General features: G+C 35.3%; 11 protein-coding genes. 5 read left to right on the top strand and 6 right to left on the bottom strand.

Features of this window, described 5'->3' with window-relative positions:
• The first annotated feature begins 13 nt into the window (after positions 1 to 13).
• From C6H25_RS01110 to C6H25_RS01095, 4 genes are read left to right on the top strand one after another with little or no spacing between them, the layout of a single operon-like run.
• Positions 14 to 3085, top strand: a complete 3072-nt coding sequence (locus tag C6H25_RS01110) for an efflux RND transporter permease subunit (protein ID WP_104747653.1) — start codon at positions 14 to 16, stop codon at positions 3083 to 3085.
• Positions 3082 to 3651 (top strand): outer membrane beta-barrel protein, encoded by a 570-nt coding sequence (locus tag C6H25_RS01105; RefSeq protein WP_104747652.1) that lies wholly within the window; start codon positions 3082 to 3084, stop codon positions 3649 to 3651. The genes C6H25_RS01110 and C6H25_RS01105 overlap by 4 nt, the downstream gene beginning before the upstream one ends.
• Before the next feature lie 60 nt (positions 3652 to 3711).
• Complete coding sequence (locus C6H25_RS01100) at positions 3712 to 4836, top strand: hypothetical protein (RefSeq protein ID WP_158653844.1); 1125 nt, start codon at positions 3712 to 3714, stop codon at positions 4834 to 4836.
• Between the two features lies 1 nt (position 4837).
• The gene (locus tag C6H25_RS01095) at positions 4838 to 5368 is read left to right on the top strand and encodes an isochorismatase family protein (protein WP_104747650.1); all 531 of its coding nucleotides are present in this window, start codon (positions 4838 to 4840) and stop codon (positions 5366 to 5368) included.
• A 13-nt stretch (positions 5369 to 5381) separates the two neighbouring features.
• Here the strand turns inward: C6H25_RS01095 and C6H25_RS01090 are convergent, their stop codons facing one another.
• From C6H25_RS01090 to uvrA, 6 genes are all read right to left on the bottom strand, one after another.
• The gene (locus C6H25_RS01090; protein ID WP_104747649.1) at positions 5382 to 5852 is read right to left on the bottom strand and encodes a hypothetical protein; all 471 of its coding nucleotides are present in this window, start codon (positions 5850 to 5852) and stop codon (positions 5382 to 5384) included.
• Positions 5852 to 6652, bottom strand: coding sequence for an outer membrane protein (locus C6H25_RS01085; protein WP_104747648.1), 801 nt, complete (start codon positions 6650 to 6652; stop codon positions 5852 to 5854). Before C6H25_RS01085 ends, C6H25_RS01090 begins: the two co-directional genes overlap by 1 nt.
• Before the next feature lie 108 nt (positions 6653 to 6760).
• Positions 6761 to 7963, bottom strand: a complete 1203-nt coding sequence (locus tag C6H25_RS01080) for a methyl-accepting chemotaxis protein (protein ID WP_104747647.1) — start codon at positions 7961 to 7963, stop codon at positions 6761 to 6763.
• Positions 7964 to 7979: 16 nt separating this feature from the next.
• The gene (locus tag C6H25_RS01075) at positions 7980 to 8477 is read right to left on the bottom strand and encodes a PAS domain-containing protein (protein WP_104747646.1); all 498 of its coding nucleotides are present in this window, start codon (positions 8475 to 8477) and stop codon (positions 7980 to 7982) included.
• Positions 8478 to 8642: 165 nt separating this feature from the next.
• On the bottom strand, positions 8643 to 10115 hold the full coding sequence (locus tag C6H25_RS01070; RefSeq protein ID WP_233707294.1) for a phosphoethanolamine transferase: 1473 nt from the start codon (positions 10113 to 10115) through the stop codon (positions 8643 to 8645).
• 39 nt (positions 10116 to 10154) lie between these two features.
• Positions 10155 to 12971 (bottom strand): excinuclease ABC subunit UvrA, encoded by a 2817-nt coding sequence (gene uvrA, locus C6H25_RS01065; RefSeq protein WP_104747645.1) that lies wholly within the window; start codon positions 12969 to 12971, stop codon positions 10155 to 10157.
• A gap of 173 nt (positions 12972 to 13144) precedes the next feature.
• On the opposite strand from uvrA, the gene C6H25_RS01060 reads away from it, so the two are divergent.
• Positions 13145 to 13924, top strand: coding sequence for an outer membrane protein (locus tag C6H25_RS01060; RefSeq protein ID WP_158653843.1), 780 nt, complete (start codon positions 13145 to 13147; stop codon positions 13922 to 13924).
• Positions 13925 to 13993: the final 69 nt, after the last annotated feature.

Genomic DNA, 13993 nt, shown 5'->3' with positions numbered 1-13993 from the left:
AAAGTATTAAGCCATGTATAAAGTAGCAATTAATCGTCCTATTACGACTTTGATGTTTGCTCTTGCGATTGTATTTTTTGGAACCATGGGCTTTAAAAAGCTTAGTATCGCCCTTTTTCCAAATATTGACATTCCTATTGTGGTGGTTAACACCTTGTATCCGGGGGCTAGCGCTGAGATTATAGAAAGTAAAGTAACCGATAAGATTGAAGAGGCGGTCATGGGGGTTGATGGGATTAAAAAGGTTACTTCTAATAGCGCTAGAAATATTAGCATGGTTGCGATTGAATTTGAGCTAGAAAAGCCTAAAGATGAAGCACTGAATGATATTATCAATAAAGTTTCTTCAGTGCGTTTTAATGACCCAAATATTCAAAAGCCCTCTATTGATAAGTTTGATACCAACTCAGATGCGATTATCTCGCTTTTTATAAGCAGTGAGAGTGTGCCTATTGCCACTATTAATGACCATGCTAAAAATGTCATTAAACCCATGCTACAAAAGATTTATGGAGTGGGGGGTGTGCAACTCAATGGTTTTAGAGAAAAGCAAATTAGAATTTATGCTGACCCCACTTTAATGAATAAATATGGCGTAACTTATAGTGAGCTTTATAATGTGTTAAAAACAGAAAACTTAGAAGTGGATGGGGGGCGTGTTGTTAATGACCAAAAAGAACTAGCTATTTTAGTCAATGCGAATAGTTATACGATTGCTGATGTAAAAAACATTCAAGTGGCTAATCATGTGCGTTTAGCTGATATTGCTAAGGTAGAAGTAGGACTGCAAGAGAACACCACTTTTGCAAGCTTTGCACACAAGCCCGGAGTGATACTAGAAATTCAAAAAATTGCCGGATCCAATGAAATTGAAATTGTAGATCATGTCTATAAAGAGCTTAAGCATCTCCAAGAAGTCAGTCCGGGGTATGAGATCACACCTTTTATGGATACGACAACTTATATCCGCACTTCTATTGAAGATGTTAAGTTTGACTTGATTTTAGGGGGGATTTTAGCGGTTTTAGTGGTGTTTATTTTCTTGCGTAATGGCACGATTACTTTAGTTTCAGCGATTTCTATTCCTATTTCTATTATGGGGACTTTTGCTCTCATTCAATGGATGGGTTTTTCCTTAAACATGCTTACTATGGTAGCCTTAACTCTAGCGATAGGCATTATCATTGATGATGCGATTGTTATCATTGAAAATATCCATAAAAAATTAGAAATGGGCATGGATAAACGCACAGCAAGTTATGAGGGAGTGAGAGAAATTGGTTTTGCGGTCGTAGCGATTTCTGCGATGTTGCTCTCTGTGTTTGTGCCTATAGGGAATATGAAAGGTATCATTGGGCGCTTTTTTGAGAGTTTTGGGATTACGGTGGCTTTAGCAATAGCCTTATCGTATGTGGTGGTCGTTACGATAATTCCTATGGTAAGCTCTATTGTGGTAAGCCCAAAGCAATCTCGTTTTTATCATTGGAGCGAACCTTTTTTTAAGGCTTTAGAGACTCGCTATGTTTCTTTATTGCAATGGGTTTTAGGGCATAAACTTATTGTGTTTTTAGCTGTGGTTATAGTTTTTATAGGCTCTCTTTTTGTAGCCTCTAAGCTAGGCATGGATTTTATGCTAAAAGAAGATAGAGGGAAGTTTAATGTATGGCTTAAAGCAAGTCCGGGCGTAAGTATTGATTATATGGTCAATAAAACCCAAGCCTTTCAAAAAGTAATTGAAAAAAAGCCTTATGTAGATTTTACCACCTTACAAGTGGGCTATGGGAGCATTAAAAGTCCTTTTAAGGCTAAGATTTTTGTGCAACTTAAGCCTCTTAAAGAGCGTTCTTTAGACCAATTTAAAATTATGAAAGAATTGCGTAAAGAGTTAGACAGCATGCCAGAGGCTAAAGATATGCTTAGTATTAATTTTTCAGATATTCCTTTGTTAGGCGGGGGGGATAGCTCGCCTTTTCAAGTCTTTGTTTTTGCACCTTCGCAAGAAATCGTCAATAAGAGTGTAGCGAATTTGAAAAAATTCTTATTAGAAAGTCCTGAATTAAAAGGTAAGGTTGAAAATTATCACACTAGCACAAGCGATTCACAGCCACAAATCCAATTAAAAATCTTAAGACAAAACGCCAATAAATACGGCGTGAGTGCTCAAGCGATTTCAGCGGTTGTAAGCTCCGCTTTTTCAGGCGAAAATCAAGCGAGCTATTTTAAAGAAAATGGCAAGGAGTATGATATTATCATTCGTGTGCCAGATAATAAACGAGTGTCTGTAGAAGACATCAAGCGCTTACAGGTGCGTAATAAATACAATAAATTGATGTTTATAGATGCTTTAGTTGAAGTTAAAGAAACTATTAGTGCTTCTAATATCACTCGCTATAATCGGGAGCGTAGTATCACCGTGTTTGCTAGTCCTAATAAAAGTGCTAAGGTGTCTTTGGGAGAAGTTTTAAAACAAGTTACTAAGCATTCCAAAGAATGGCTTGTTGAAGGAGCGAATTATAGCTTTACAGGAGAGGCTAATAACGCCAAAGAAACCGGTGCAGAATTTATCATTGCTTTAGCTACAGCGTTTGTGCTAATTTATATGATTTTAGCTGCATTATATGAATCTATTTTAGAGCCATTAATTATTATGATTACCATGCCTTTGAGCTTTTCGGGGGCGTTTTTTGCTCTAGCTATTGCTCATCAACCATTAAGCATGTTTTCTATGATGGGCTTAATCTTGCTTATTGGTATGGTAGGAAAGAACGCCACGCTTTTAATTGATGTGGCGAATGAAGAGCGTAAAAAGGGTAAAAGCATTCAGGAGGCGATTTTATATGCAGGCGAGACTCGTTTAAGACCAATTTTAATGACTACGATTGCGATGGTTTTTGGCATGTTGCCCCTAGCTTTAGCGGTAGGTGATGGAGCTGCTATGAAGTCTCCTATTGGGATTGCTATGAGTGGGGGGCTTATGGTGTCTATGGTATTAAGCTTGCTTATTGTGCCAATTTTTTATCGTTTACTTGCTCCTGTAGATGATAAGATTAAACGCTTTTATCAAAGTCAAAAAACCTTACAATGAAAAAGATTTATTTAATTCTTGCTTTAATGATTAGCTTATTAGAGGCGTTTGAGCCTAAGAATAGCCAGATTTATTTAGGGGCTAATGTGGGTTTAGCTCCCATTGAGACAATCCCAAAAGCCACCCCTAATTCTTCTTATACGGCGTTTTTATGGGGAGCTAAGGGGGGTTATCAATATGCGTTTTTAAAATACTTGGCTTTGAGGGGGGATTTTTCTTATCTTATGGCGATTAAACCGACAGCATTTAATACGATTGTAACTTCTTTGTTGAGTTTGAATGCTGATGTTCTAAGCGATTTTTACACTTATAAAAAATATAGCTTTGGCGTGTATGCTGGGCTTGGGGTAGGGTATTTTGAGCAAAATATCCGCTTAAGCTCCGAAAATGGCTCTTTTATGGGCTATAATGGCTTGGTGAATGTTGGCGTAGGTAGCACGATTGAAGTGCATCATCGCATAGAGCTTGGAGTTAAAATTCCTTTTTTAAAAACGAGGAATATTTTCAAGCATTCTAGCTACCTCAGCAGTGTTTTTATTAGTGCGTCTTATAGCTATTTGTTTTAAATGAAAAATTCTATGATTAGCATTGTTCCCTTTGATTTGGGGTTTTGCTATTTTGATACTTTGGTTTTTAAAAGTGAAATTCAAAAATTCCAAGATAGTGTAAAAAATTTATGTGCTACAAGTTATGATTATAGCTACATAGAAGTACAAGACAAAAAAGAAATTATTGCCACTATAAAATTAAAAGATACCATAACTCTTTATATTTTTACTTTTGGTGTGGGTGTTTTTGTTTTTAATGGTTTTGATTTTCCCATAAGAGAACGAGAAAAGCTTTTCTCGTTAAAAAAATTTTTTAATAATAATATTGCTTGTGAATTATATTGTAAGAAAAAAATTATAGAAAAAGAAATTTTTAGTCAAAGTTGCGTCATCAATAAGCTTATTAAAGAGCTTTGGGATATACCAAAAAATAAGGCATTATCAAGACCAATAACTTGCAATGAAGGGTTTTGTAACCATGGGTTTTCTTATATTTTAGCCGTATATTGTTTAGAAAATAATATAAGTGATAAATCAAAATTGGATTTATTAATGAATCCTGCAATTTTAAAAAATATTATCGAAGAGCAACATTGGAATAGCATTTTAGAACAAATAAATAAATATGAGCCTATAGGACATAAAAATCATAGGCTTGATGATACCACAGATATTATTGCTTCATGGTCTGGGGTGGGTATAATTCAAAGCATTCTGCAAGATAAAAATAAAGAAATGATTATACAGTATGAAGTGAAGTTACAAGCGGTGTGGTTTTTATTTGATTGCCTAATAGAAAATATTAAAAATCATTCTTATAGTTTGTTAGAGTTAGAAAAAATAAAATCTATGGTAGCTCTAATAGATTTAGAGATAGAATACTTTTTTGATGCTAATATTTCAACAACAGAAAAAAACGCTTATAATATTATCTTTGAAACATCTGGTTATGGGATAATTAAGCATAAATTACAGGTCTTATTAGATAATAAGATTATGATTGAAAAGGCTAAAATCACGCAAAAAAGAGCTAAATATTCTAAGTCAACAGAAATACTTTTATTGCTCATTGCACTCACACAAATCTATGAGCCATTGATGAATTTATTTTCAACAAAAAGTCATATTCAAACAAGTGTAATGTTGATTTTAATGGTAGTTTTTGTTATAGCTAGTATTTTTATTATAAAAAAAGGAAATTAGAATGAAAAAAATTTTATTGATTATTGATATGCAAATGGGTTTTATGCGAAATGAGACAACCAAAGAATTAGCTCAAAAGATTAATGTGTTATTAGAATTAGACATTTTTGAGCTTGTAGTGGCATCACAATTTAAAAATACCACGCATAGCATGTATGAAAAGCTGTTTTCTTGGTTTAACCTCAAAGAGATTCAAGAGCAAGAATTGGCTATTAATAAGGATAAGATTGATGTCATAGAAGAAAAGGTTATCTATAATGTCATTAATGATAGTTTTATGGCTAAGCTTTGTGCATTAAACAAGGGGCAGTATCCCAAAGAAATTTATCTAGTAGGGGCAGATACAGATTGTTGTGTATTAGTAAATGCTGTGAGTTTATTTGAAAAAAATATTAGACCTATTGTATTGAGTGAATATTGTTTTTCTAATGCAGGTTTAGAGTCTCATCTGGCTGGAATTAAATGTTTGGAGAGACTGATTGGTAAAAATCAATTAAAGAATAATATTATCAAAAGTAAAAAAGACTTGTAAGGAATGGCTTTTATCAAAGCCTTTTTGCATCAAGTGTTACATTAATTTCATCTTTTATAATCTTAGCGCTTAGTTGCTTGATATTATCCATTTTTACATGGCAGTCTTTTAGAGAACCTAGCCAATCATTAATAGATGGTTTGATAGCTTTAGCATAGCGTTTCATAACAACAGAAACAGACACGGCTGTAGTGATAGGGTCAAGATTGTTTGTTGGAGCGAGTAAGGAATATTGAATAGTAACAATTTGATTGATAATACTAGCAACCATAAACTCTGTAGGCTGATAGATTGAAACATCAAAATTCTTTTGGCACACCTTAAGGGCATGGGATTTATTAGAAAGATTGGTAAAAATAGTGTTTAGGGTATCTTGTTTAATTTTTTGATAAGCATCATTGACTACAAACGCACTTCTTGGAGTTAAATAAGTTTCGCTTGTTAAAAAACCGATTAACCCTAAAACAAGAATAACTACACGCATTAAAAACCAAACACATAATTCAAATAGATAGAATACACCCTTCTTAGCTCCACATCAGTTCCATGGCTTGTATAGTAGGGGGCATTGATAGTGGGGATACGCACGCCATATTCTGCACCATGCAAGTAATTAGGCACATTATAAAGGCGTTTTTTAAACTTAGCCCCAATGCTTGAACCTCCTTTTTGAGACATGCTCACACCGCTTGCACTCGTCCAATGCACCCGCACCCCAAAATTAAATATAAACTGCACATAAGTGGGATCAACCTTACCTACATGCTCATATTTACGCAATAAATCAGACTTCCAGCTTTGCCCCGCAATAGCCACGCCTGTAAAAAACCCTACATCAACATGGCGGTTACACATCTCTTTATGATAGACATTCCATAACGCATCGATGCCAGCTCCCCAAGTGAATAAATCTAAATTATTATTATAAAGCCCTAAATCCACTTGAGCATGGTTATAATCAAAAAGTCCGTAATATCTCAAACCAAACCAATTCTTTTTGCCAAAGAATTGGCGATAACCTAGCATGATATTCAAACCATTGAGTGTTGCGGTCTGTTGGCTTTTACCCGGACGAAACGCTGGAACATAAGGAGTAGAGCCGGGTCTGCTTGGATTGTTATTGACCATAGCGATTTGATTTTGAATGAATTGGTTTTTGCTTTGGTGGCTATTGGCAAATTCTTGCATGCCACCTACTTGATAGCCAATCCCAAAAAAATATCCGTTTTGCTCCGCTTGTAAAGCTCCTCCAAAAAGTCCTATAGCTAAAGCATATTTTTTCATTTTTTATTCCATTGTGTAGTTGGTGTCATTACTTTTTCAAACCATACTCAAAGAAAGTAAACTCAAAAAGCTAAAAGAGCATCAAAGAGGCGTTAAAAAACACATTTGTTAAGCAATAGAATTTAAAAGGGTTTGACTTTGAGCTTCTAACTGCTTAAAGCCTTCTACAAGCTCATGCATGTTATGTTGGTCATATCCCTCTAAACAACGCTTGGAAAAATCTCTTGTAGTTGTTAGAAAAGCTTGCATAGGATACGCCTGCAAAATTGAAGAAAGTTCATCTAAATCTGCCTCTAATCGTTCAGCTTGAGCGTTAGAATGCACCGTATCTCTATACAAACGCATTTTAAATGCCATAAGATGAAAAGAGGCAACAATCTTAGAAAGTTGTTCTTTAGCAGAATTTGCAATGCTAGAACCTTGCTGGCTTTGAGCATGAAAAGAATTAAGCGTTTGGCTAAAGACTTGAATTGTTCCTAATGCGGTTTGCAAAAGTTCATTAGCCTCATTAAAAGCTTTTAAGAGAGCGCTTGTTTGCTCATTAAAGATTTTAAAAGTTCTTTGCACACTTTCTACTGACTCTGAAGTTTTTTCACTTAATTTTCTTACTTCATCAGCCACTACAGCAAAACCTCTGCCATGCTCACCTGCTCTTGCAGCCTCAATGGCAGCATTCAAAGCTAAGAGATTGGTTTGACTAGCTACTTCATCAATGCTAGAGACCACTTTTGAGGCCTCTTGGAGTTCTTGATTTAGAGTATTAAGCGTATTGCTAGAATGCTCATTAGTCGCACTTAGGGTATTCATATGCTCTTGCATAAGAGCAAAATCCTTAAGTGCCTCTTGGCTATTTTGAGCCACTTCTGCACAAATAGAATTAGACTGCATAAGTAAATCCGAGCTATGAGAAAGCCCTTCTAAAATCTTGGGCATTCCAGCTGTCCCCATACCCAATTTTTCTAATTCATTATTAAGCTCATGCATAACTAATGCTTGCTTAGCACTCAAGATTCCATTTACGCCATCTTTAATCGCTTCAGCATTTGAGCGAAAAGCCTTACGAAATCCTAAAGTAAAAACATTACGATAGGTTACGCCCTTTTGAGCCAAATTAGTGCAAGTAGAAACTTCTCTTTGAAACGCCTCCACTTGATCCAATAAATCATTAACTTTTAATGACAGAGGATAATATATGCTTGATGGGTCAATTGTCGTAATGCGAGATTCCAATTCGCCATTAGAGGCTTCATCTACAACTTTTTCAATCAGTTTTAAATCTTTTGAATAGGTCTTTTTGCTGAGTCCAAACATTTTTGAGAAACCTTTTTTAGGAATTTTGCAATGCGTTCATAAGCGCATCAAAAGTGGTTTTATGAGTTTGTAAAAGTTCGCCTAAAGCTTTTTGAGCCAGTGCCATTCCACCAACTTGTCGTTCGCATTTTAAAAGAGTTTGATAAATTGATGAAATCTCATTTACAGCCTTAGGATTAGGCTTTCTACGCACTGAATAATAGCCAATAACATTGCCATGCATATCAAATGATGGCGTTACATTGGCAAACACCCAATAAAAATCTCTTTTATCTAAACTCATGTTTTTTACAAAAACATTCGCCTCATTTTTAGCTTGAATAGTTTCCCAAAGGTATTTAAAGGCAGTCTTTGGCATATCAGGGTGGCGGATAATATTATGAGGTTTTCCTAACAATTCTTGCAAGCTTTTAGCTCCAACAATCTGAACAAAAGGCTCATTAGCGTAAGTAATCACACCCTTAGTAGTGGTCTTAGAAACCAAGAAACCCTCTTCTTCTACAAAGCGTTCCATAAAAATCCTTGAAATTTCTTATAAAGTTTTGAATTGCTGAATTGCTGAATGAATTATACCAAACTATTAGTAAAAACAAGCTTAATTTAAATAAAAGATATTCGTGTAATTTTTTATTTAAAATTCTTGCATTTTAAGCTTTAAGATTTTTATGTTTTCATAGAGCTATGGGGTATGTTGGTTATGATAAACAAATGATTTGCATGGATTTAAAATGCGTTTGGTATCAAAAGCAGGGTTTAATAAATCTTTTGTAGGGTCATAATCTTTGGTTCTAATGCCAATAAGCTCTAATAAAGTGTGCAAGAAATTATCGCTCATAAAGGGTTTATTGAGGGCGTTTTGCATGGCTTTGATTTTATCTTGGTGGCGTTTAACATAAAGGGGCGAGGCATAGATAATAAAGGGTATTTCTACGCCATAAGCATTGCAATGATGTAAGGCTTTATCCCAGCTTTCATAGACATCTTGAGCATGGTCGCTGATATAAATAATCAAACTTTCTTTATCTTTAAAAAACGAAACAATATGCTTTAAAACACTATCGGTATAATATAAAGAGTTAACATAGTCTGCTACCACTTGTTTATCGGCATTAGTGCGTGTTTTTAGATGAGAAAAATCAATATCTTTGGGTTTAAATTTTTCAAAACTTTTGGGGAAACGGACATTATAAAGAATGTGAGAGCCACTTAAATGGAACACAATAAAATTTTTATCTTTAAGATGGGCTTGCTTTAAAAAAGGCAATAGCTCTTCATCATAAGTGTTAATATAATCTGCTTTAATAAAGTGGCGGTGTTTAAAGGCAGAAGATAGGATTCCAAAGCTATTGCTATGTTCTTCCCAACCTTTTTCTTGATTGGAAAACCAAAAGCTTTCATAACCAGCTGTATTGATAATAGACCCTAAATTAGCATAAGTATACCATGGCTTTTTTGCTGTAGGTTTTTGTGTGTCATTATTGGCATAGGTTAATAACACCTTAAAGCTTGCAGATGTGTGTGAGGCAGGACTAATCACTGCATTAAAAATATAGGCTTGAGAATGTGTAGGGCTTACCACCCCCCCAATATTTTGGGCTAACGCACTCGTAAAGGGGGTGTCTAAAAGGGGGTAGCCATAAGCTTGCATAAATTGATGAGACGCTTTTATGGCATGGGGGATTTCTATAAATAAAACAATCGCACTTAGAAAAAGGGCTATTTTTTGAGGTATTTTTATTTGATAATTAACTCTATAGATTAAAAAGATGCCTAGGGTAATAACTAAAATTGCTATAAATAAAACACCTTTAGAGTGTAAGATAAATTCCTTGCCTTCGTTTAAATTGGTAGAGAGTATAATATCTACTAGCTCTTGGTCTAATGGCATATCAAAAACAAGTTTGCCTATAATAGCCAACATGCTAAACCCTAGCCAAAGAGTAAAAACGAATGGTTCTAGAATCTTTTTTAAAAAACGATTACAAAAAGAAAGAACACAATACCATACCAAACACCAACTCAGAGCATAAAAGAAAGCCTTAAAAACAAATTTTAAAGAGCTATCTATATAAAAACAGCTGGCTAAAGTGTTAGCAAGCACAAGCAATAAAAAAGAAAAGTTTATGGCAACAAAAGAACGAGATTTAAGCATTAAATTCCTTTTAAGATTTTACAAAAAGTTATATAAGGGCTATTCTAATCCTAATTCTTTGGCTAAAAATTTTCCGGTATAGCTTTTAGTTTGTTGATGATTTTGTGCGACTTCTAAGGGCGTGCCACTAGCAATGACTTTTCCGCCCTTATCCCCCCCATCAGGCCCCATATCTATAATATAATCAGCGTTTTTTATGATGTCTAAATTATGCTCAATCACTAACATAGAGTTTCCTAATGCCACTAAGGAGTGTAAAACTTGTAAGAGATTATTTACATCTTCAAAATGCAAGCCTGTGGTAGGCTCATCTAAAACATAGAGCGTTTTTCCGGTGTCTTTTCTACTCAATTCTTTAGCTAACTTAATCCTTTGGGCTTCGCCCCCACTTAGCGTAGTAGCGTTTTGCCCTAAAGTGATATAGCCTAAGCCCACATCTATAAGCGTTTTTAACTTCACAGCGATTTTAGGAAATTTAGCAAAAAACTCATAAGCTTCTTCTACGCTCATGCTTAGCACATCAGCAATAGATTTTCCTTTAACCTTGATTTCTAAGGTTTGGGGGTTGTATTTAGTGCCTTTACAGCTATCACATTGCACTAACACATCAGGTAAGAAGTGCATTTCTATTTTAATATCCCCATCGCCTTGACATTTTTCACACCGCCCCCCCTTAACATTAAAACTAAAACGACTCGCACTATAGCCTAAAACCTTAGCTTCTTTTTGCTCAGCAAACAAATTTCTAATCTCATCCATAACCCCTGTATAAGTAGCAGGATTGCTTCGTGGGGTTTTTCCTATAGGAGCTTGGTCTAAATAAATCACTTTATCCAAATGCTCCAAACCTAAGATTTCTACACCATTTAAGCTTTTAGCTTTTTTGGCATGGTTTAAGAGAGTTTGAGCTGTGGGTAAAAGGGTTTGCAAAATAAGTGAGCTTTTACCGCTCCCACTCACCCCTGTAATACACACTAATTGTTTTAAGGGGATAGTTACGCTTAAATTCTTAATGTTATTGATATTCACATTTTTAATTTCTAAAAAATGTTTTTCTTTAGGCAATTCAAATTTAGGGCGTTCAATCTTTTTAGTGCCATTGAGATACAAAGCAGTAGAATGCTTATTTTGTAATAATTCTTTTACACTCCCACTAAAGACTACTTCACCCCCATGTCTTCCAGCCTTTGGTCCTATATCTACAATAAAATCCGCATGCTTAATCGTCTCTTTGTCATGTTCTACCACAATGAGCGTGTTCCCTTTTTTTTGTAAATTTCTAAGGGTATTGATGAGTTTGAGCGTGTCTTTTTCATGCAGACCGATACTAGGCTCATCTAAAACATATAAAACTCCTGTCAAGCCACTTCCGATTTGACTAGCAATTCTTATTCTTTGACTCTCCCCCCCACTAATGGTTCTTGCATCTCGCCCTAAAGTTAAATACCCTAGCCCCACATCATATAAGAAAAACACCCTTTCTAAAATCTCTTTTAAAATCGGTTCAGCGATTTGCTTTTCTTGCTGATTAAGATAGCTAAAATGGTTAGGTTCTTTGAAAAAGTGATAGACTTCTTCAATAGGCTTAGTTAAAAAATCCGCCATTTTCAAGCCAGCCACCTGAACGCTCAAACTTGATGCTTTTAAGCGATGCCCCTTACAAGTAGAACAAGTTTTCTCACTCATATAATCGCTTAAATCCTTTTGCTCTTTAAACATATCATAGGCAATTTGGATAATGCCTTTCCAAGGGCGTTTTAAGGGGCTATTTTTAAAATTAAAGCTAATTTCAGTGCCATTTCCATATAAAAGAGCGTCTTGTTGCTCTTTATTTAATTCATTAAAACAAAGTGTGGTATCAATACCATTACATTCACAAAAGCCTTCAAACATTTGAGCGTAATAATTGCGGTTATACCCAAAAATCACTTTGATAGCCCCATTATTTAAGGGGGTGCTAGGCTCTAAAATCTTACCTACATCTAGGCTAAATTTTGTCCCTAAGCCTAAGCAACTCTCACACGCCCCCTTAGGCGAATTGAATGAAAAACTAAGTGGCTCTAATTCTTCAAAACTAATCTTGCATTTAAAGCATGCCTTATGCTCGCTATAATGTTTTTTAATGCTAGGAGCGTTTTCTTGCAAGATTTCTATTTCTAACTCGCCATAGCTTTCTTTAAGGGCTTTTTCTACAGCACTAGCAATTCGTGAATGATTTTCACTATTGACTACAACTCTATCTACCACAGCTTTAATGGTGTGCTTTTTGGTCTTGTGTAGATTGATTTCTTCATCTAAACGCACCATCACCCCATCAATAAAGGCTCTCACATACCCCTTTAAGCGTAAGCTCTCTAATTTATCATTAAAAGTGCCTTTTTTATCCTTAATAATAGGGGCTAGAATAATGATTTTAGAGTTTTCTTCTAAGTTACAAATTTGAGAGATAATATCTGTCGCACTCATAGAGCTAATAGGCTCTGAACATGTAGGGCAAAATTGCTCTCCAATCCTTGCAAATAATAACCTTAAATAATCATAAATTTCAGTGATAGTGCCAACGGTTGAGCGAGGGTTTTTAGAAGTGGTCTTTTGCTCAATGGCAATGGCAGGGGTAAGCCCATCAATTTTATCTACATTAGGCTTACCCACCTTATCTAAAAATTGTCTCGCATAACTAGATAAACTCTCTAAATACCGCCTTTGTCCTTCAGCATATAAGGTATCAAACGCTAGAGTAGATTTGCCTGAGCCACTCAGTCCGGTAAAAACAACAAACCGATTTTTAGGGATTTCTAAAAAAATATTTTTAAGATTATTTTCCTTAGCCCCTTGAATAATGATTTTATCTTGCAAGAGTTTCCTTAATAAAGAGAGTAGATTTAAAAAACGCTATTATACTTTAAATAGACTAGACAAACTAGCTTTATTATGCTTTTATAAACGATTAGATTTAAAAATGTTTGCTTGTAAGCGTAAAATATGCTATTATTTCGCAAGAATGAATTTAGAAATAGGAATGCAAAGGAATGGAATTGATGAAGAAGTTTGTAGCTTTGGGGCTTTTGTCCTCCGTTTTGAGCTCCTCATTATTGGCTGAGGGTGATGGTGTTTATGTAGGAGCAGGTTATGAAATCGGTCAAGCTCGTGTAAAAACCAATGTTTTTAATTGGACAGACGGTGGTTGCGGTTGGCAAGGGTGTCCTCCGGGATTAACAACGACTAGACATAACATTCAAGGCACGCCTATAAATTGGCACTCTCAGTTTGCTACCGGTGCATTAAATGGTTTTGGGCTTACGCTAGGCTATAAGAAATTCTTCCAATTCAAGTCTTTGGGAATGACAAGTAGATGGCTAGGCTTTAGAGTTTATTCAATGTTTGATTATGGGCATGCGACTTTAGGTCATCAAAACAACTATACTGGCAAGCTTCAATTAGATATGGTTTCTTGGGGATTTGGCTTAGATGCGTTGTTTAATATCATTGATAAAGATAATGCATCTTTTGGTGTTTTCTCTGGATTCTCACTTGGCGGAAATACTTGGAAGAGTTCTGCAACAATGGCTTGGAGAAGACAAATTGAAGCTTTAAAAGGCTATAGCAACGCTCCTTCAACCGTTGATTGGCAAGTATGGCTAAACTTTGGTGTGAGGACTAATCTATACAAGCATAATGGCGTAGAATTTGGCGTTAGACTTCCTATGCTAATCAATAATTACTTGAGTGCTGGGCCTTTATCCTCACAATATTACTATCATTTAAAAAGAGACTTTTCGCTTTATGTGCGCTATCTCTACACATTTTAGTAGGGGGTTCTTGTGCCTTAAGGCACTGGCTTTTTTATAAGTGTATTTTTAACTCTAAAAGGTTTGTTT

The organism is Helicobacter cetorum, from assembly GCF_900198405.1.
In the GTDB taxonomy this organism is placed as follows: domain Bacteria; phylum Campylobacterota; class Campylobacteria; order Campylobacterales; family Helicobacteraceae; genus Helicobacter; species Helicobacter cetorum_C.
The sequence above is the reverse complement of the archived record's forward strand: the minus strand, read 5'-3'. Positions and strand labels throughout refer to the sequence as shown.

Excerpts from the sequence above, each read along its gene's own strand:
- C6H25_RS01110 (WP_104747653.1), top strand. The coding sequence starts at position 14 with ATGTATAAAGTAGCAATTAATCGTCCTATTACGACTTTGATGTTTGCT.
- C6H25_RS01105 (WP_104747652.1), top strand. The coding sequence starts at position 3,082 with ATGAAAAAGATTTATTTAATTCTTGCTTTAATGATTAGCTTATTAGAG.
- C6H25_RS01095 (WP_104747650.1), top strand. The coding sequence starts at position 4,838 with ATGAAAAAAATTTTATTGATTATTGATATGCAAATGGGTTTTATGCGA.
- C6H25_RS01090 (WP_104747649.1), bottom strand. The coding sequence starts at position 5,852 with ATGCGTGTAGTTATTCTTGTTTTAGGGTTAATCGGTTTTTTAACAAGC.
- C6H25_RS01085 (WP_104747648.1), bottom strand. The coding sequence starts at position 6,652 with ATGAAAAAATATGCTTTAGCTATAGGACTTTTTGGAGGAGCTTTACAA.
- C6H25_RS01080 (WP_104747647.1), bottom strand. The coding sequence starts at position 7,963 with ATGTTTGGACTCAGCAAAAAGACCTATTCAAAAGATTTAAAACTGATT.
- C6H25_RS01075 (WP_104747646.1), bottom strand. The coding sequence starts at position 8,477 with ATGGAACGCTTTGTAGAAGAAGAGGGTTTCTTGGTTTCTAAGACCACT.
- C6H25_RS01070 (WP_233707294.1), bottom strand. The coding sequence starts at position 10,115 with ATGCTTAAATCTCGTTCTTTTGTTGCCATAAACTTTTCTTTTTTATTG.
- C6H25_RS01060 (WP_158653843.1), top strand. The coding sequence starts at position 13,145 with ATGGAATTGATGAAGAAGTTTGTAGCTTTGGGGCTTTTGTCCTCCGTT.